13 protein-coding genes are annotated in these 16,474 nt (G+C 69.3%); 9 read left to right on the plus strand and 4 right to left on the minus strand.

Annotated elements, in window-relative coordinates:
• The first annotated feature begins 9 nt into the window (after positions 1-9).
• The 7 genes from ACTWPV_RS25920 (at position 10) to ACTWPV_RS25950 (ending at position 7,371) form a co-directional block, all read left to right on the plus strand.
• Positions 10-330 carry a hypothetical protein gene (locus ACTWPV_RS25920; protein ID WP_347621743.1) on the plus strand — a complete coding sequence of 107 codons (321 nt, stop codon included), beginning with the start codon at positions 10-12 and terminating at the stop codon, positions 328-330.
• 197 nt (positions 331-527) lie between these two features.
• Positions 528-818 (plus strand): MTH1187 family thiamine-binding protein, encoded by a 291-nt coding sequence (locus ACTWPV_RS25925; RefSeq protein ID WP_347643770.1) that lies wholly within the window; start codon positions 528-530, stop codon positions 816-818.
• Positions 819-1,104: 286 nt separating this feature from the next.
• Positions 1,105-2,595 carry a carboxylesterase/lipase family protein gene (locus ACTWPV_RS25930; protein WP_443153765.1) on the plus strand — a complete coding sequence of 497 codons (1,491 nt, stop codon included), beginning with the start codon at positions 1,105-1,107 and terminating at the stop codon, positions 2,593-2,595.
• A gap of 202 nt (positions 2,596-2,797) precedes the next feature.
• Entirely contained in the window at positions 2,798-3,565 is a 768-nt protein-coding gene (locus ACTWPV_RS25935) for a helix-turn-helix domain-containing protein (protein ID WP_443153766.1), read from the plus strand.
• A gap of 116 nt (positions 3,566-3,681) precedes the next feature.
• Entirely contained in the window at positions 3,682-4,683 is a 1,002-nt protein-coding gene (locus ACTWPV_RS25940; protein WP_443153767.1) for an ATP-binding cassette domain-containing protein, read from the plus strand.
• The gene (locus tag ACTWPV_RS25945) at positions 4,680-5,528 is read left to right on the plus strand and encodes an ABC transporter permease (protein WP_443153768.1); all 849 of its coding nucleotides are present in this window, start codon (positions 4,680-4,682) and stop codon (positions 5,526-5,528) included. Before ACTWPV_RS25940 ends, ACTWPV_RS25945 begins: the two co-directional genes overlap by 4 nt.
• Before the next feature lie 247 nt (positions 5,529-5,775).
• Positions 5,776-7,371, plus strand: a complete 1,596-nt coding sequence (locus tag ACTWPV_RS25950; RefSeq protein WP_443153769.1) for an FAD-dependent monooxygenase — start codon at positions 5,776-5,778, stop codon at positions 7,369-7,371.
• A gap of 184 nt (positions 7,372-7,555) precedes the next feature.
• Here the strand turns inward: ACTWPV_RS25950 and ACTWPV_RS25955 are convergent, their stop codons facing one another.
• The gene (locus ACTWPV_RS25955; RefSeq protein WP_443153770.1) at positions 7,556-8,506 is read right to left on the minus strand and encodes a hypothetical protein; all 951 of its coding nucleotides are present in this window, start codon (positions 8,504-8,506) and stop codon (positions 7,556-7,558) included.
• A gap of 924 nt (positions 8,507-9,430) precedes the next feature.
• Here ACTWPV_RS25955 and ACTWPV_RS25960 point away from each other — a divergent pair.
• Positions 9,431-10,261, plus strand: coding sequence for a helix-turn-helix domain-containing protein (locus ACTWPV_RS25960; protein ID WP_443153771.1), 831 nt, complete (start codon positions 9,431-9,433; stop codon positions 10,259-10,261).
• On the plus strand, positions 10,243-10,467 hold the full coding sequence (locus ACTWPV_RS25965; RefSeq protein ID WP_443153772.1) for a DUF397 domain-containing protein: 225 nt from the start codon (positions 10,243-10,245) through the stop codon (positions 10,465-10,467). Before ACTWPV_RS25960 ends, ACTWPV_RS25965 begins: the two co-directional genes overlap by 19 nt.
• A 53-nt stretch (positions 10,468-10,520) precedes the next feature.
• On the opposite strand, the gene treZ is transcribed toward ACTWPV_RS25965, so the two are convergent.
• From treZ to glgX, 3 genes are read right to left on the minus strand one after another with little or no spacing between them, the layout of a single operon-like run.
• A complete protein-coding gene (treZ, locus tag ACTWPV_RS25970) occupies positions 10,521-12,245 on the minus strand; it encodes a malto-oligosyltrehalose trehalohydrolase (protein ID WP_443153773.1) in 1,725 nt (574 codons plus the stop codon).
• The gene (gene treY / locus ACTWPV_RS25975; protein ID WP_443153774.1) at positions 12,235-14,379 is read right to left on the minus strand and encodes a malto-oligosyltrehalose synthase; all 2,145 of its coding nucleotides are present in this window, start codon (positions 14,377-14,379) and stop codon (positions 12,235-12,237) included. Before treY ends, treZ begins: the two co-directional genes overlap by 11 nt.
• Positions 14,372-16,465, minus strand: a complete 2,094-nt coding sequence (glgX, locus tag ACTWPV_RS25980) for a glycogen debranching protein GlgX (RefSeq protein ID WP_443153775.1) — start codon at positions 16,463-16,465, stop codon at positions 14,372-14,374. Before glgX ends, treY begins: the two co-directional genes overlap by 8 nt.
• Between the last annotated feature and the right edge of the window lie 9 nt (positions 16,466-16,474).

Genomic DNA, 16,474 nt, shown 5'->3' on the forward strand with positions numbered 1-16,474 from the left:
ATCATCGCCATGAGTGATGAACCGAAATTTCTGCGTCTCACGGTCGAGCTGACCGTCGAGGTGCTCGATGTGGACGCGTTGCAGGCGGCGGCGCTGGCCGAGGTCCGGCACCCCGACGCCGATCTCACCGAGGAGGAGCGCACCGAGCAGGCCGAGCTCGTCTCCTCCGACGACTCCGGCGCCTCCGCGCTGCAGTGGCTGATCGAGCCCGACCACGTGCTGCAGCTCGTCGACCACATCACCGAGATCGAGCCGCGCGAGGCCGTGCTCGGCGTGGAGCCGTCCGAGGGGCCGAGCGAGGAAGAGGAAGAAGAGCACGACCACGGGTGACGTCCGGCGGCACGGTCAGCGGCAGCCACGGCGTTCGACGGCGTCGTGGCTCTTCGCGAAGCGACCGTTACGATCGAGGCCTCCAGACTCAGGCGGCGCCGGCAGGTCCGGCGTGCCGAGCGCAGAGGAGCGGGAGCGGCTGGAGCGGCTCCTGACCAGGTCCGTCGGAAACCCGGATGCACCGCAGGAGGCACGCAGTGATCGTCGCATTCTCCATCACCCCGCTGGGCGTCGGCGAAGGGGTCGCCGAGCCCGTCGCCCGCGCCGTCCAGGTGGTCCGCTCCAGCGGGCTGCCCAACCGCACCGACGCGATGTTCACCACCATCGAGGGCGAGTGGGACGAGGTGATGGACGTCGTCAAGCGCGCGGTTGACGCGGTGGCGGAGGTCGCGCCCCGCGTGAGCCTGGTGCTGAAGGCCGACCTCAGAGAGGGTGTCACGGACGGCATGACGTCGAAACTGGAGTCCCTGGAACACCACCTCTCCTGACCGGCCACCACCCCTCACCGCGGCAGCGGAAGAACCGGCTCCGCATTCGTCCCTGACGCCCAGGCCCACCGCGCCCCTTAGGACAGCGCGATGAACGGCACACCCGTAGCCGGGGGCTCGCGGGCGTCGCGCCGATCACTTGCCAAGCCGCCGGTGCCCCACGGTGCTGATCACGCAGCGGAACATTTGTCCAAGACGCCCTCACCCTGAGCTTGTGATGCTCGATCTCGTGTCCGGCACGGCTTCCCGTGCGGAGGCCGCGGAGCTCCAAGCGACAGGAGAGGTGATGACGAAGACCGATGACAGCGCACCAGAGGTTCAGGTGGCCGGTGGCCGCCTCCGGGGCCGGATGGACCGGGGAGCGGCAGCGTTCCTCGGGATCCCGTACGCCGCCCCGCCCTTCGGGCCGCGCCGCATGCGGCCTCCCGAGCCGCCCGTACGGTGGGAAGGCGAACGCAGCGCCATCGATTACGGGCCGACCTGCCCGAAGGGCAACGACGATCCGGCCAGTTCAGCGCTGTTTCCGGAGGTCGTGATCCCTGGCGAGGAATGCCTCAACCTCAACGTGTGGACCCCCGATCCCCGGCGATCCGGCTTGCCAGTACTGGTCTGGATTCACGGCGGGATGTTCACGAAGGGGTCCGGATCCGTCTCCGGCTACCGCGGCACCTCCTTCGCCCGTGACGGGGTCGTGTGCGTCACGATCAACTACCGGCTCGGTGCCGAGGGCTTTGTCCACCTCGATGACAGCACCGTCAACCTGGGGTTGCTGGATCAGATCGCCGCGCTGGAGTGGGTCCAGGGCAACATCGCCGCCTTCGGCGGCGACCCGGGGAAGGTGACCGTCGCCGGCCAGTCCGCCGGGGCCATGAGCGTCATCACCCTCATGGCCATGCCCCGTGCCCGAGGCCTGTTCCGCCAAGCGATCTCCCAGAGCGGGGCGGTGACCCGGACGCTCACGACTGAGGCCGCCGCGGACGTCGCCTCAAGGCTGGCCGAGTCTCTCGGGGTTGCCCCGACCCGGGAGGCCTTCAGCCAGGTGCCGGTCGAACGGCTCACACGGGCGGCGTTCGCCCTCCTCAGGGAGGTCCAGACCGCCGCCGATCCGGCCACGTGGGAGATCCTCCCCTTCGCCCCGGTCATCGACGGCGACACCCTCCCCGATCACCCGCTCGACGCGCTGAGAAGGGGTGATGGCAGCGACGTGCGGCTCCTGGCCGGGTGGAACCGCGATGACACCCGGATCGGCCTCGTCCCTACTGGCATGATCGACATCGTCGACGAGTCCCTCCTCTCCGCGGCCGTGAGCGCCCTCGGCACGCCCGATGGGGCGGTCGAGCGCTACCGGGCGGCCCGGCCGGGAGCAAGCAACGGGGACCTGCTCGCTGCCGTGACCACCGACAGCTTCGTTCGGATTCCGGCGATCCAGGTCGCCGAGGCACGGTGCGCGGCCGGCGGGGCCGACACCTGGATGTACCGCTTCGACCACGAGTCGCCGAGCTTCGGCGGCCGCCTCGGCGCCGCCCATGGGGTGGAGATCCCGTACGTGTTCGACCTCCTCGACGAGAAGTCCAGCCGGGCCCTCATCGGCGACGTACGATCGCAGGTCGTGGCCGATACGGCCCACGGGGCCTGGGTTCGCTTCGTCGCCGACGGCGACCCGGGCTGGCCCCGATACGACCTGGCCGACCGGTCGACCGCGCTGATCGACGAGGGGATCACCGTCGTCCACGACTCCGGTGGCGCCGAAGGAGGGCCGAGGGCCGGCCGACACTGATCGGGAGTTGTCAGCGGATCCTTACGGGTACCGGGGTGCGCATGGCCGCGCGCCCGCACCCTGCCCGGAAAGGCCGCTATGCGCGCCACCGCGAAGCGGCTCCTAACATGTCTGCGTGGGATCCTCCGAGCCGGTTCGAGCCGGTGTGCCTCGATGGGAGATCACGGTTCCGTCGCGTCCCGGACGGCTGCCAGGGGTCGTGATGGCAGGGTTCAGCGATCAAGCGAATGAGTTCCGCGACGTTGCGCTGGTCCCGCATCCCGCCGTTACGGTGCTCTTCGACCTCGGCGACCAGCCATTCGTCTTCGAAGACGGTTGTGGTGCGCAGCAGCGGGAACGCGTCGTCGCCGGACTCGCGCCCCATAGGGCCCGCGGGCGGGGGCTGTCCAGAAGTTCCGAGTGCCTCCAATTACGGATTTCGCCGATGGTCGCGCACGCGGTCCTGGGCGCCTCCTCGGAACTGGGCGGGACGGTGGCCGCGCTCGATGATCTTTGGGGACGAGAGGCCGTGCGAACCCACGAGCGATTGCGTGCCGCCGGGTCGTGGGAGGAGCGATTCGCGATCGCGGAGGCCGCGCTGGCCCGGCGATACGACGCGGGCCGGGCTGTCGCCCCGGAAGTCACCTTCTGCTGGGAACAGATGGTGGCCAGCAGAGGGCGGGTACGCATCGAACGACTGGTCGCCGAGATCGGATGGAGCCGCAAACGCCTTTGGTCTCGGTTCCGCGCCCAGGTCGGCCTCACCCCCAAGCGGGTCGCGCAGCTCATCCGCTTCGACCACGCTGCCCACCGTCTCGCCGCCGGCCATGGCGCCGCCCTGGTAGCAGCAGAAAGCGGCTACACCGACCAGTCCCACCTTCACAGAGACGTCATGGCCTTCGCCGGGGTGACGCCGGCTACGGTCGCGGTCTCGCCATTTCTCGCGATCGACGATGTCGCGTGGCCTCCCGAGCCTGGATCCGGCGTGTGATGTGGGCGAGCGCTACGGCTGCTGCGGACGCCCATCGCGCTGACCACGAGGGCGGAACATTTTTCCAAGACAAGTCGTGAGAGATGGACAAGTCTCACCGCATGTCAAAGAGCAGCATGGATGGTGACCAGCCGGCGATCGAGGCGCACAGCCTGGTCAAGGTCTTCGGCGAGAACCGAGCGCTGGACGGGATCGACCTCACGGTCCGGCGCGGTCAGGTGTTCGGGTTTCTCGGCCCCAACGGGGCGGGCAAGACCACCACGATCCGCATCCTGGCCACCTTGACCCGGTTCGACAGCGGCACCGCCCGTGTCCTCGGTCACGACGTGATCAGCGAGCGAGATGCGATCCGAGCCCGGGTCGCCGTGACCGGCCAGTTCGCGGCCCTGGATGAGGACCTGACCGCGTATGAGAACCTGATCATCCTCGGCCGTCTCCACGGTCTGTCCCGCGCCGCCGGCAAACAGCGAGCCGATGACCTACTCGCGGCCTTCGAACTGACCCACGTGGCCGGTCGCCCTGTGGGTGGGTACTCGGGCGGGATGCGCCGCCGGCTGGACATCGCGGCCGGCCTGATCGTGACCCCCGACCTGCTGTTCCTCGACGAGCCGAGCACGGGGCTCGACCCCCGCAGCCGTAGCCAGGTCTGGGAGCTGGTCCGCCGGATCGCCGCGGCCGGCGCCACGGTGCTGCTCACCACCCAGTACCTTGAGGAAGCCGACCAACTCGCTGAGCAGATCGCCGTCATCGACCAAGGCCGGATCGTGGCCGAAGGCACCAGCGCCCAGCTCAAATCCCGAGTCGGCTCGGGCACCCTCCATGTCCGGCTCCTTGACGGCGAGCAGCGCCCGCGAGCGCGACAGGTCCTGGCCGGCGCTCTGGAAGGGACGGTCCATCCCGCCGCCGACCCGCTCGCCCTGTCCATGCTTCTCACCGCCCCGGCCGACGCGACAGACGTGGGCCGGCTGGTCGGGCACGCCCTGACCCGGCTCGCCGAAGCCCAGGTGGGCATCGCCGAGATCACTCTCGGCCAGCCCAGCCTGGACGAGGCCTTCCTCGCCCTGACCGGTCACACGACCAGCCCAGCCACCATCGACCAGGAGGGCGTGAACCCATGAACACCCCCGCCGCCGTCACCCGCCCCGCCGCCGCGGAGACCGACCGGATCGGAATCCTCCTCACCACCAGCCCGGCACGCCGCCGAGCCGGCGCACTCGCCGCCTCGGCGACCTTCGGCCGGCGCGCCATACTCAAGATCAAGCACGACCCCAAACAGCTCGTGGACTCGGTCGCCATCCCGATCCTGATCACCGTGCTGTTCACCTACCTCTTCGGCGGCGCCATCAGCGGCTCACCCGGTGACTACCTCAAGGTGCTCCTGCCCGGCACGCTGAGCATGAGCATCGCCATCGTCACCATGTACGGTGGTGCCCGCCTCGCCAAGGACGTGACAACCGGGGCCTTCGACCGCTTCCGCTCCCTGTCCGTCTGGCGCGGCGCCCTCGTGCTCGGCGGCCTGCTCAGCGATGCCGCCCGTTACCTGTTCGCCTCCGCCATCGTGGTCGTCCTCGGACTGATCATGGGCTATCGCCCCGGCGGTGGCGCATGGGGTGTGCTCGCCGCGGTCGCCCTCGTTGTCGCCTTCGGGCTCTCCCTCTCCCTGCTGTGGGCCACGGTCGCCCTGCTCGTGCCCGACCCCGCCGTCGTCATCAGCATCGCCAACGTCGTGCTGATGCCACTCTCGTTCGCCAGCAACATCTTCGTCCAGCCCCAGACCATGCCGGGCTGGCTCCAAGCCCTCGTCGAGGTCAACCCGCTCAGCCACGTCGCGACCGCGGCCAGGGCCCTGATGAACAACGCCGGCGGCACCGGCGGATCTGTCGTCTGGGCGCTCATCGCGACTGCCGCCATCACCGCGGTGTGTGCGCCGCTCGCCCTTCACCTTTACAGCAAGCAGGGCTGACGCGCGCCGCGCCACTGCACGCTGATCCGCTCGCGCGACATCCCCACCCCATCGTCGGGGATCGCCGGGTCGGGCCACGAACGCGGGCCGCGGGTCAGGAGGTGTTCGCTGGAGGTTTCCGCTTGCTACCAGGACCGCTCATGTGCGGAGCTTCAACCACATTCGAGATATATCTTGACCACTCCACAGACGCGACATATCGTGTTGCTCGTCAACGCGACAGTACGTGTTATGGAGGTGGCAGGCAATGGAGCAGGAGCGGGTGCCGATCCTCGTGGTCGGCGGCGGGTATGCAGGGCTGAGCGCGGCGGCGCTCCTGGCCTGGCGGGGCGTGCCGGTCATCCTGGTCGAACGGCACCCGGACACCTCCATCCAGCCCAAGGCCTTCGGCGTAGGACCGCGGGCGATCGAGCTGCTCCGCCCCGTGCCGGGCATCGAGCAGGAACTGAGCGACATCTGGGCGGGCATCGGCGACAACCTGCGCATCGCCATCGCCAGGGACCTCCGCGACCCGGATCCGCACATGATCATGGAGGACGAGGTCGAGGAGCTGGCCTTCCTGACCGACATCACCCCCGTGGCGAACGTCGGCGCACCCCAGGCCGAGATCGAGCGGGTGTTGCGGCGCAGGGCCGAAGCGCTCGGCGCCGACCTGCGCTTCTCCACCGAGCTGGTCTCGCTCGACCAGGACGAGGACGGCGTCACGGCGCTGATCCGCGGCGAGGACGGGGAGCGCGTCGTGCGGGCGGACTACGTGGTGGCCGCCGACGGCTGTCGCAGCCCCGTACGCCGGATGCTCGGCGTGCCCACCTCGGGCAAGGGCGTGCTGGGCACCATGTGCTCGATCATGTTCGATGCCGACCTGACCGGGCTCGTCGAGGATCGTATGGTCACGCTCTGGTATCTGCAGAACGACGTCTTCACCGGCGCCATCCTCACCGGCACCGGAGTGGGGGCGCACGTGCTGGGCGTCAACCACGCCGAAGGCGAGAGCGCGGCCGACTTCACCGGCGCGCGCTGCGCCGAGCTGGTGCGGATCGCGACCGGGCGACCGGATCTCGACGTGCGCATCCTGGACAGGACGACGTTCGACCTGGGGCACGTGCTCGCCGACACCTATCGCGCCGGCCGGGTGTTCCTCGCCGGCGACGCGGCCCACACCATGCCGCCCACCGGCGGGCAGGGCGGCAGCACGGCGCTCCAGGACGGCTGCGACCTGGCCTGGCGGCTGTGGCTCGTCGTCACGGGCCAGGCAGGTCCGGACTTCCTCGACACGTACGACGCCGAACGCCGCCCCATCGGCGCCATGACCGCCGACGCCCAGCTCGCCAACCTGGGCGTCCGCATGCCTCCCGGCGCCCGCGAGGGCTATCCGGAGCCCTTCGAGGACACCGCGGCCTGGCTGATCGGACACCGCTACCACTCCACGGCGATCCTGAACGAACCCGGCGACGACGGCTCGATCCTGGAGGACCCCCGTGTCCCGCACGGGCGCCCCGGCAGCCGGGCCCCGCACGTGGTGCTCGACTGGGAGGGGCAGCGCATCTCCACCATCGACCTGTTCGGCTCCGGCTTCGTGCTGCTGGCCGCCAAGGAGGGTGGCCAGGCCTGGGTGGACGCCGGCCGCCAGGTCAAGGAACGGCTCGGCGTGCAGCTCACGCGGCTGCTCCTCGATGCCGAGCTCATGGACGTGACGGGACGGTTCCAGGAGGTGTACGGCGTCAACAGGGGCGGCGCCGTGCTCGTCCGGCCCGACGGCTATGTGGCCTGGCGCTCGCCCGGCCCCGTCGAGGACCCGGCGGCCACCCTGGAAGGGGTCATGAGACAGATCCTCAGCCGCTGATCCATCACGGAACCCGAGGCGACCGGCCACGTCGGCGGCGGCAACCTGGCTCCTGCCGCGAAGGGGCCCGTCACACGACGAGCACCCGGGCCGAGCCAGAAGAGTCCGTCACACGACGAGCACCCGGGCCGACCCAGAAGAGTCCGTCACGCGAGGAGCACCCGGGCCACCCGGCAAGGGGTCGTCACGCGGCGAGGGTGGAGGACGGGGGGTGCATGCTCGCCAGGGAGGCGTGGGCGGGACCCTGGGTGGCGCAGAGCCAGTCGTTGGTGGAGCCGGTGAAGCCCAGGGGCGGCCCGACCTTGAGGCAGGTGATCTGGCCGGTGCCGGGCGCGGGACCGACCTTCAACCGCCGGAAACCCGCGGGGCCCACGGCGTCGGCCTCGTAAGGGGTCAGCCGGACGCCGAAGGGGCAACCACCGTCGGGCTGGTCGCCTGGCTGGATCTGGAGGAAGTCGTCGATCCGGCGCTCGGTTGCCTCCGGGTGGGCGGTGAGGTGGGCCAGGTGGTCGGCGACCAGGCGGCTGGCCACCGTGCGCAGGAGGTTGGTGGCGCACAGGTTGTGCGCGCAGGCGGCGCCGTCGAGGGTGATCTCGGGCAGGGCGAAGCGGCGCAGGCCGCGCGAGGTCACCCGGAGGCAGGAGGTGTCACCGGGATCCCAGGGTGCGCAGGCGGCGACTTCGTGCGTGCGGACGTCCCAGGCCAGCCAGTCGTCGTCGAGGTGGAACGCCGCGGGCTCGCCGGCGCACTGCCCGCAGGTGAGGATGGCCGCACCGGTCAAGGGGTCGATCAGCGGTCCGTCGCACTCGCGCGCCAGGGCTCTGGCCGCGGCCCTGGCCGCCTGCGCACTCGCGGGCAGCAGGTGCGGGGGCGCCGTGGCGGACACCACGACATGATGTTTCGCCCGCCGAAGGCGACGCCTCTCCTCGTCGCCGAGGTTGGCGCCGGTCGGTTTCCACGGGGTCGGATGGTACGTCGCGGTCAGGGCCCGGTTGCGCATGGCGCTGACCACGGCCTTCCTGTGGGGGCCGGCGACACGCCAGGGCAGGAACGCGTCGACGTCGAACCGCAGGTGCTCCATGGCCACGACGAACCGGGACGTCAGCGTGCGGGGCAGGGGCAGGGTGATCTTCATGAGCGACCTCCGGACGTATCGAAATGGTGCGGCGCTCAGAATCGGGGACGGCGGGTGAGCGAAAGTAAGTGGAGCGACATTCTGTGGATGACGTCGAGATATCCACAACGGGCGCACGGCAGCCCCGCGTCAGCGTGGAAGCAGAGCCCACACCACCCGCTCTCCGACCCGCGTGCAGTGCGTCCCCCAGGAGCCACGAGTGAGGTCGTCCACGACCCATAGGCCCCTGCCTCGCGTATCTCCAGGGCCAGGAGTACGGGGTAGCGGAACGGTCCTCGACAGGCCAGGATCTGCGACCGACAGTCGCCAGTAGCACCTCTGCCCCTCCTCCACCGGCAGCAGGCTCATTCGCACCCACGGCCCTCCCCCGTGGATCAGCGCGTTGGTCACCAGCTCGGAGGCGATGAGCTGAAGGTCCTCGAGGGCCGGATGCTCACCCATCCAGCGTCCAAGCTCTCGACGTGCCCTCCCGGGAAGCAAGGCACTGTCGTCAAGCTCCCTGATCAACCAGACCTTGATCCCTGCGTGCGGCTGCCCGGAAACAGCATGAACTGACATGGAGCGCTCACTTTCCCTCCTAGACACGGAGATGCCGTACGTTCTCGCCGGTGCCTGACGTTGCCCGAGTCCCATTGACCCAACGTCGCGACCTTCATCTCGCCTTCACCCGAATAAGCAGATTTTGTTGATTCACCCAGATCTAGGGTTCGTCACAAAGCATCCACGCAAATCGCCCGCCTGTGGATTCCCCGTCATGACCAGCGAGAGAGCGGAAACCTTTGACATTCAGTTTGCCCTTGAAGATGCTTAGCGTGCAGGCGAGACGGGTGCACAATCGAGGCCCAAAGGACACCTCCATTGGGGCCGACTGTCAATTGAAGTCAATTTCCGTCAAGTCACTGGGGACGACAGGTAAGGACAGTTATGGCGAACGGCCTTGATCCGCGTCTGACACCAGTTCAGCGCTTCGGCAGGGAGCTGGCGCGAACCCGCAGAGATCACGGACTGACCCAGGTCGCCCTCGGCAGGCGATTGGGCTGTTCGTCATCCCTCGTCGCCCACATCGAGAAGGGGGACCGCACCCCCAAGCCCGACCTCGCGGCCGCATGTGATCAGGCATTCGGCACAGGAGACCGCTTCTCCCGCCTCTGCCGCAGCATCACATCCCCCTCCGGTCCCGGTTGGTATCTGCGCTGGACCGACGAGATCGAACCCTCCGCCCGCGTACTCAGGAGCTGGGACCCGCTCCTGATCCCCGGCTTGCTCCAGACGGAGGACTACGCACAGGCGGTCTTCCGAGGCGATCTGGCCGGAGCCTCCCCCCAGGAGGTGGAGAACGGCGTCAGCGCGCGCATGCGACGCCAACTGATCCTTGACAGCGACGCGCCCCCGACCATGTGGGTCCTCCTTGACGAGATGGTCCTTCGCCGCCCTGTCGGAGACCCTCAAGTCATGGCCGCACAACTTGACCACCTCGTCGCAGCCGCCAACCGCCCCTACTTGACCGTGCAACTCGTCCCCTTCGAGACGCCCTGCACCGCCGGTTTTCTGTCGAGCTTCATCATCGCCGAACTGCCCGACGCCCCCACAGCCGTATCGGTAGACTCCGCAGGTCAAGGCGAGGTGTCAGCAGAGCACGACTTCGTTGCGCTCATCTGGGACAGATATGACAGAATACGCGCAGAAGCGTATCGTCCCGGATATTCGCTCAAAATAATCGAGGAAACCCGAGCCCAATGGAACGACAAGACCTGATTCGTGCAGACCTCTCCCAGGCGGCATGGCGGAAAAGTTCCTACAGCGGCGGCAACGGCGGGAATTGTGTCGAGGTCGCCAGCAATCTCCCTGGCCTCGTCGCCGTGCGCGACAGCAAGAACCCCAATGGCCCCGCGCTCATCTTCACACCAGCCGAGTGGGACGCCTTCCTCGGCGGCGTCAAGCTGGGCGAATTCGACACCTGACCACGCTGTTCGACCGCCTTACGGGCCTGCCGTCGCCCGTTGACGTGCGACCTTCATGCCTGCGATGAGGCGGGCGGGCGGCAGATCAGCAGTGACTGGCCCGGCAGGCGCACCCCCTCTCCATCGGCCGCCACCGGTTCGTCCGAGGCCAGCACGACCGTTCCCGGCGTCAGCGGCAGCGTCACCGAGTCCGTGGCGAAGTTCACCAGCACGGCCAGCGACCCCCGCCACATGACCAGCCAGTTGCCGTGCGGGTCCGTCTCCACGCGCACCCGCTCGAGCCGGGGGTCCGACAGCTCGGGCAGGGCCCTGCGCAGCGCGATCAGGTCGCGGTACCAGCACAGCAGCGACCAGTGCGCCTCCTCCTTGACCTCGCCCCAGTCGAGTTTGCAGCGCAGGAACGTCTCCTCCTCGGAGGGGTCCGGCGCGTTCCACGCGTACCCGAACCCCTCGAACTCCCGCTCGCGCCGCGCCGCCTCGGTTTCGCGCAGCCGGGGCTCGACGTGGTCGGAGAAGAACAGGAACGGCGAGCGCGCCCCCCACTCCTCGCCCATGAACAACATCGGCGTGAACGGCGAGGTCAGCAGCAGCCCGGCGCCCAGCTTGAGCGCGGGCATCGGCAGCCGGTCTCCCTGCGGCCGGTTGCCGATCTGGTCGTGGTTCTGCAGGCAGGCGACCAGCCGGTGTCCGGGGACGCCCGCGTAGGAGCGCCCGTGGGAGCGCCCGCGGAAGCTGGAGCGGGACCCGTCGTGCACCACCCCCGACGTCAGCGCCTTGGCCAGCGCGGGCAGCCGCGCGAAGTCCTGGTAGTAGCCGTGGGACTCGCCGCTCACCGCGCAGTGCAGGGCGTGGTGGACGTCGTCGTCCCACTGCGCCGTCATGCCGAGCCCGCCGGCCTCCGGCGGGCGCACCATGCGGGGGTCGTTGAGGTCGGACTCGGCGATCAGCGTCAGCGGCCTGCCGACGAAGCACGCCAGCGCGTCCACCTCCTCCGACAGCTCGGCCAGCAGGTGTTCGGCGCGCTTGTCGTGCAGCGCGTGCACGGCGTCCAGGCGCAGCCCGTCGATGTGGAAGTCGCGCAGCCACTGCACCGCGTTGCCGATGAGGTAGCGCCGCACCTCGTCGGAGCCTGGCCCGTCCAGATTGACCGCTTCGCCCCAGTAGCTCCCCTCAAATCCGGCAAAGTACGGGCCGAAGGGCCGCAGGAAGTTCCCCGACGGCCCGAGGTGGTTGTAGACGACGTCGAGGATGACCGCGATCCCCGCCCGGTGGCACGCGTCCACGAACGTCTTGAGCCCGTCAGGCCCTCCGTACGTCTCGTTGACCGCGTACAGGTCGACCCCGTCGTAGCCCCAGTTGCGCCCGCCCGGCACGGGAGCGACCGGCATGATCTCCACGAAGTCGACGCCGAGCTCGACCAGGTGTTCCAGCTTCTCCACGGCCGCCGCGAACGTGCCCTCAGGCGTGAACGTGCCGACGTGCAGCTCGTAGATCACCGCCCCGCGCAGGTCGCGGCCCTTCCAGTCGTGGTCGGACCAGAGGAAGCGGTCGTGGTCGTAGACGGCGCTCGGCCCGAAGACGCCCTCGGGCTGGCGGCGGGAGCGCGGGTCGGGGTAGGGCCCGCCGCCGTCCACCAGGAAGGCGTACGTCGTGCCGTGGCCCGCCTCGGCCACGTCGGCCGACCACCATCCTCCCTCACCGGGGGTCATCGCCCGGCGCCCGTCCATGACGTCCACCTCGACTGCCGTGGCCTTGGGCGCCCAGACCTCAAAGATCATGTCTCTCCAGGAGTGCGACCGGATACTGACCGAGCACGTGTGCGAGCGGGACGCGCCCGGTGTGCCGGACGCCGGTGAGCAGGTCGCGCCAGGCCCCCGCGGGCAGCGTCAGCGTCGTGGCGCCCCAGCCCGTCGCGGCCAGGCGTACGGGGAGCCTGGTGGCGACGGCGACCGCGCGCGGCCGCTCGCCGGAGCCCTCGCCGCCCCTGGCGAAGGCGATCACGTGCTCCGCCGCCTGCCCTTCCGCCGGCAGCGGCAGGTACGCCCCCGCGCCGCCGAGCCGCCGGCGCAGCCGCAGCGCCTGGGTGGTCACCAGCTGTTTGGCCGTGTCCCATGCGGTCACGGGCTTGGGCGGGAAGGACACCGGACGCCGGTTGTCCGGGTCGACCAGCGAGAAGTCGGTGATCTCGTTGCCCTGGTAGACGTCAGGCACGCCGGGCATCATGAGCTGGACGAGCTTGGCCCCGAGGGAGTTGGACATCGCGTACGGCTCGATGCGCGCGGTGAACTCCCCCACCGGCAGCCGCACGGCCGCCTCAGCGAAGTCCCGCAACTTCCGCTCATAAGACGGATCCGGATTTTTCCAGGAAATAGCGGTTTTCGCCTCGCGAGCGGCCTTCAGCAGGTAGTCCGTGAACCGCTCGGCCGAGATCGGCCACGCCGCCATCAGGTTCTGCCAGGCCAGGTAGTCGAGGCACGGGTCGAAGCTCAGCGCCGACGACCACTCCGACACGGCCTCGGCCCACTCGTCCGGCAGTTCCGACACCACCGACAGCCGGGCCCGCACATCCTCCGACCGTTTCGTGTCGTGCGTGGACAGGGTGGTCATCGTGTACGGGCGCAGCCCCGCGCAGAACTCGTGGAAGTCCTCCACCGGGACGCCGAACACGTCGGGCTCGCCGCCGACCTCGTTGAGGCAGGCCAGCGGGTACCACCGGTAGAGCGCCGTGTCCTCGACGCCCTTGGCCATGACCGGGCCGCACGCCTGCTGGAAGCGGATGATCGCCTCGGCGGAGCCGTACAGGACCTCGCGGACGAGGGGGCGCACGGCAGGAGAGCACGCCTCGGCGGCCAGCTCGACGATCTCGACGGACTCGGGCGGGGGCTCCTCCCCCGGCACGATGTACGCGCGGTAGACCGGCATCGCGGCGAGCAGCTCGCGCACGGCGGCGGGGTCGCAGGAGGCGGCCCTGGCCAGCCGGTCCACCTCGGAGCCGAAGAACAGGTCGAGCACCTCGCGCTTGGCCCGCGCCATCACCGGGCGGTAGTCCGCCGGCTGCCCGGTCCGCTCGCTGAAGAGCCGGACGAGCGGCTCCTTGCCCGCCGGGTCGACGAACAGGCCGTTGACGCGGTTGAGCACGTCGTAGCCGGTGGTGCCGTCGCAGGCCCAGTCGTCCGGCAGCTGCTCGGGACCGATGAGGATCTTCTCCACGACCGTCCACGCGCTGCCCGCGCGCCTGCGCAGCCGTTCGAGATAGCCGCGCGGGTCGGTGAGCCCGTCGGGGTGATCGACCCGCAGGCCGTCCACCAGCCCCTCGTCGAGCAGCCAGAAGATCACCTCGTGCGTGGCGAACAACACCGCCGGGTCCTCGACCCGCAGCCCTATTAATGACGACACGTCGAAGAAGCGCCGGTAGCCGGGGCCCTCGCGCCAGCCGGCCAGCCGGTAGTGGCCGGGGTGGGGGAAGGCGTGCTCGTGGTAGCGCAGCACGTCGCCGTCCACGACGGGCTCGACGTCGTCCCCCAGGACGGGCAGCGCCACCGTCCCGTCGATCCAGTCGATGTCGAACCACCGCGCGTACGGCGAGGCGGGTCCGTCCTTCAGCACCGACCAGAACTGCGCGTTCACCGTGTTCATGTGGTTGGGCACGATGTCCACGACCACGCCCAGGTCGTGCGCGGCCAGGTGCTGGGCCATCTCCCTGAACCCGCCCGCCCCGCCGAACTCGTCCCTGATCCTGGAATGGTCGGTGACGTCGTAGCCGTGGCGCGACTCCGGGGTCGACTGCAGGATCGGCGACAGGTAGACGTGGCTCACGCCGAGGTCGCGCAGGTAGCCGGCGATCTCCGCCACCTGGGCGAACCCGAAGTCGGGCGTCAGCTGCAACCGGTAGGTCGACGTGGGCCTAGACACGGCGCAGCACCTGCACGCTGCGGCCCGGCACCGCGACCGCCTCGCCCGCCCGGCACATCCGCGCGCCCACGTCGATGGGCATGGCCGTGTCGATCTCTGTGTGCCACATCTCGCCGTAGTCCTTGGGGATCGTGAACTGGATCGTGTCGTGGTGCGCGTTGAACAGCAGCAGGAACGAGTCGTCCCTGATCGGACGGCCGCGCCGGTCGGGCTCGGTGATGGCCTCGCCGTTGAGGAAGACCGCCAGCGACTTCGCGTACCCCACGTTCCAGTCGCTGTCGGTCATCTCCTCCCCCGAGGGGGTGAGCCAGGCGATGTCGCTCAGCCCGCGTACCGGCTTGCCGTAGAAGAACCTCCTGCGCCGGAAGACGGGATGTCTCTTGCGCAGCTCGGCCAGGCTCTGGGTGAACTCCAGCATCAGCCAGTTCTCCCTGATGTCCGACCAGTCGACCCAGGTCAGCGCGTTGTCCTGGCAGTAGCCGTTGTTGTTGCCCTGCTGCGTGCGGCCCAGCTCGTCGCCGTGCGAGAGCATCGGCACGCCCTGGGAGAGGAAGAGCGTGGTGAGGAAGTTCCGCTTCTGCTGCTCGCGCAGCGTCTCGACGGCGTCGTCCGCCGGCCCCTCCGCGCCGCAGTTCCACGAGCGGTTGTCGTCGGTGCCGTCGCGGTTGCCCTCCTTGTTGGCCTCGTTGTGCTTGCCGTCGTACGAGACGAGGTCCTGCAGGGTGAAGCCGTCGTGGCAGGTGACGAAGTTGATCGAGGCCGCCGGGCGGCGGCTGTCGGCCTGGTAGAGGTCGCTCGACCCGGTGAAGCGGGAGGCGAACTCCGGCATCGTGGCCGGCTGCCCGCGCCACAGGTCGCGGATCGTGTCGCGGTAGCGCCCGTTCCACTCCGTCCACCGCGACGGGAAGTTGCCCACCTGATAGCCGCCTGGACCCACGTCCCACGGCTCGGCGATCAGCTTGACCTGCGACAGCACCGGGTCCTGCTGCACCAGGTCGAAGAACGAGCTCAGCCGGTCGACCTCGTGCAGCTCCCGAGCCAGCGTCGAGGCCAGGTCGAAGCGGAACCCGTCGACGTGCATCTCGATGACCCAGTAGCGCAGCGAATCCATGATCATTTGAAGGACGTGCGGCGAGCGCATGAGCAGGCTGTTGCCCGTGCCGGTGGTGTCGACGTAGTAGCGCTTGTCGTTCTCGACCAGCCGGTAGTAGTCGGGGTTGTCGATGCCCCTGAACCCCAGCGTCGGCCCGAGGTGGTTGCCCTCGGCGGTGTGGTTGTAGACGACGTCCAGGATGACCTCGATGCCCGCCTCGTGCAGGCCCCGCACCATCGCCTTGAACTCCAGCACCTGCCCGCCGCGCTGCCCCTGGCTGGAATAGCGGTTGTGCGGCGCGAAGAACCCGATCGAGTTGTAACCCCAGTAGTTGGACAGGCCCCGCTGCTCAAGGATGTGGTCGGTGACGAACTGGTGCACCGGCATCAGCTCAAGGGCCGTCACGCCCAGCTTCGTCAGATGGTCGAGGATCTCCGGGTGGTGCAGGGCCGCGTACGTGCCGCGCAGATGCCTGGGGATCTTCGGGTGGCAGATCGTCAGCCCCCGCACGTGAGCCTCGTAGATCACGGTGTCGTGGTACGGCCTCGCGGGCGGCCGGTCGTGCCCCCACCCGAAGAACGGGTTGATCACGATGGACCGTGGCACGTAGGGGGCCGAGTCGAGGTCGTTCCTGGTGTCCGGCTGGCCGAAGCGGTAGCCGTACACCGCCTCGTGCCAGCGCACCCCGCCCTCGATGGCCATCGCGTACGGGTCGAGCAGCAGCTTGGCCGGGTTGCACCGCAGCCCGTGCGCCGGATCGTAAGGGCCGTGGACGCGGTAACCGTAGCGTTGACCCGGGCCGATCCCCGGCAGGTAGCCGTGCCAGATGAACCCGTCCACCTCGGTGAGCGGCACCCTGGACTCGGTGTTGTCCTCGTCGAACAGGCACAGTTCGACCTTGTCGGCGACCTCGGTGTAGAGCGAGAAGTTGGTGCCCGCGCCGTCATAGGTCGCCCCGAGTGGATAGGGGTCTCCCGGCCAGATCTCGATCATCGAGGCTCC

Origin of the sequence: Nonomuraea sp. KM88 (assembly GCF_052245635.1) — a bacterium.
GTDB lineage: Bacteria > Actinomycetota > Actinomycetes > Streptosporangiales > Streptosporangiaceae > Nonomuraea.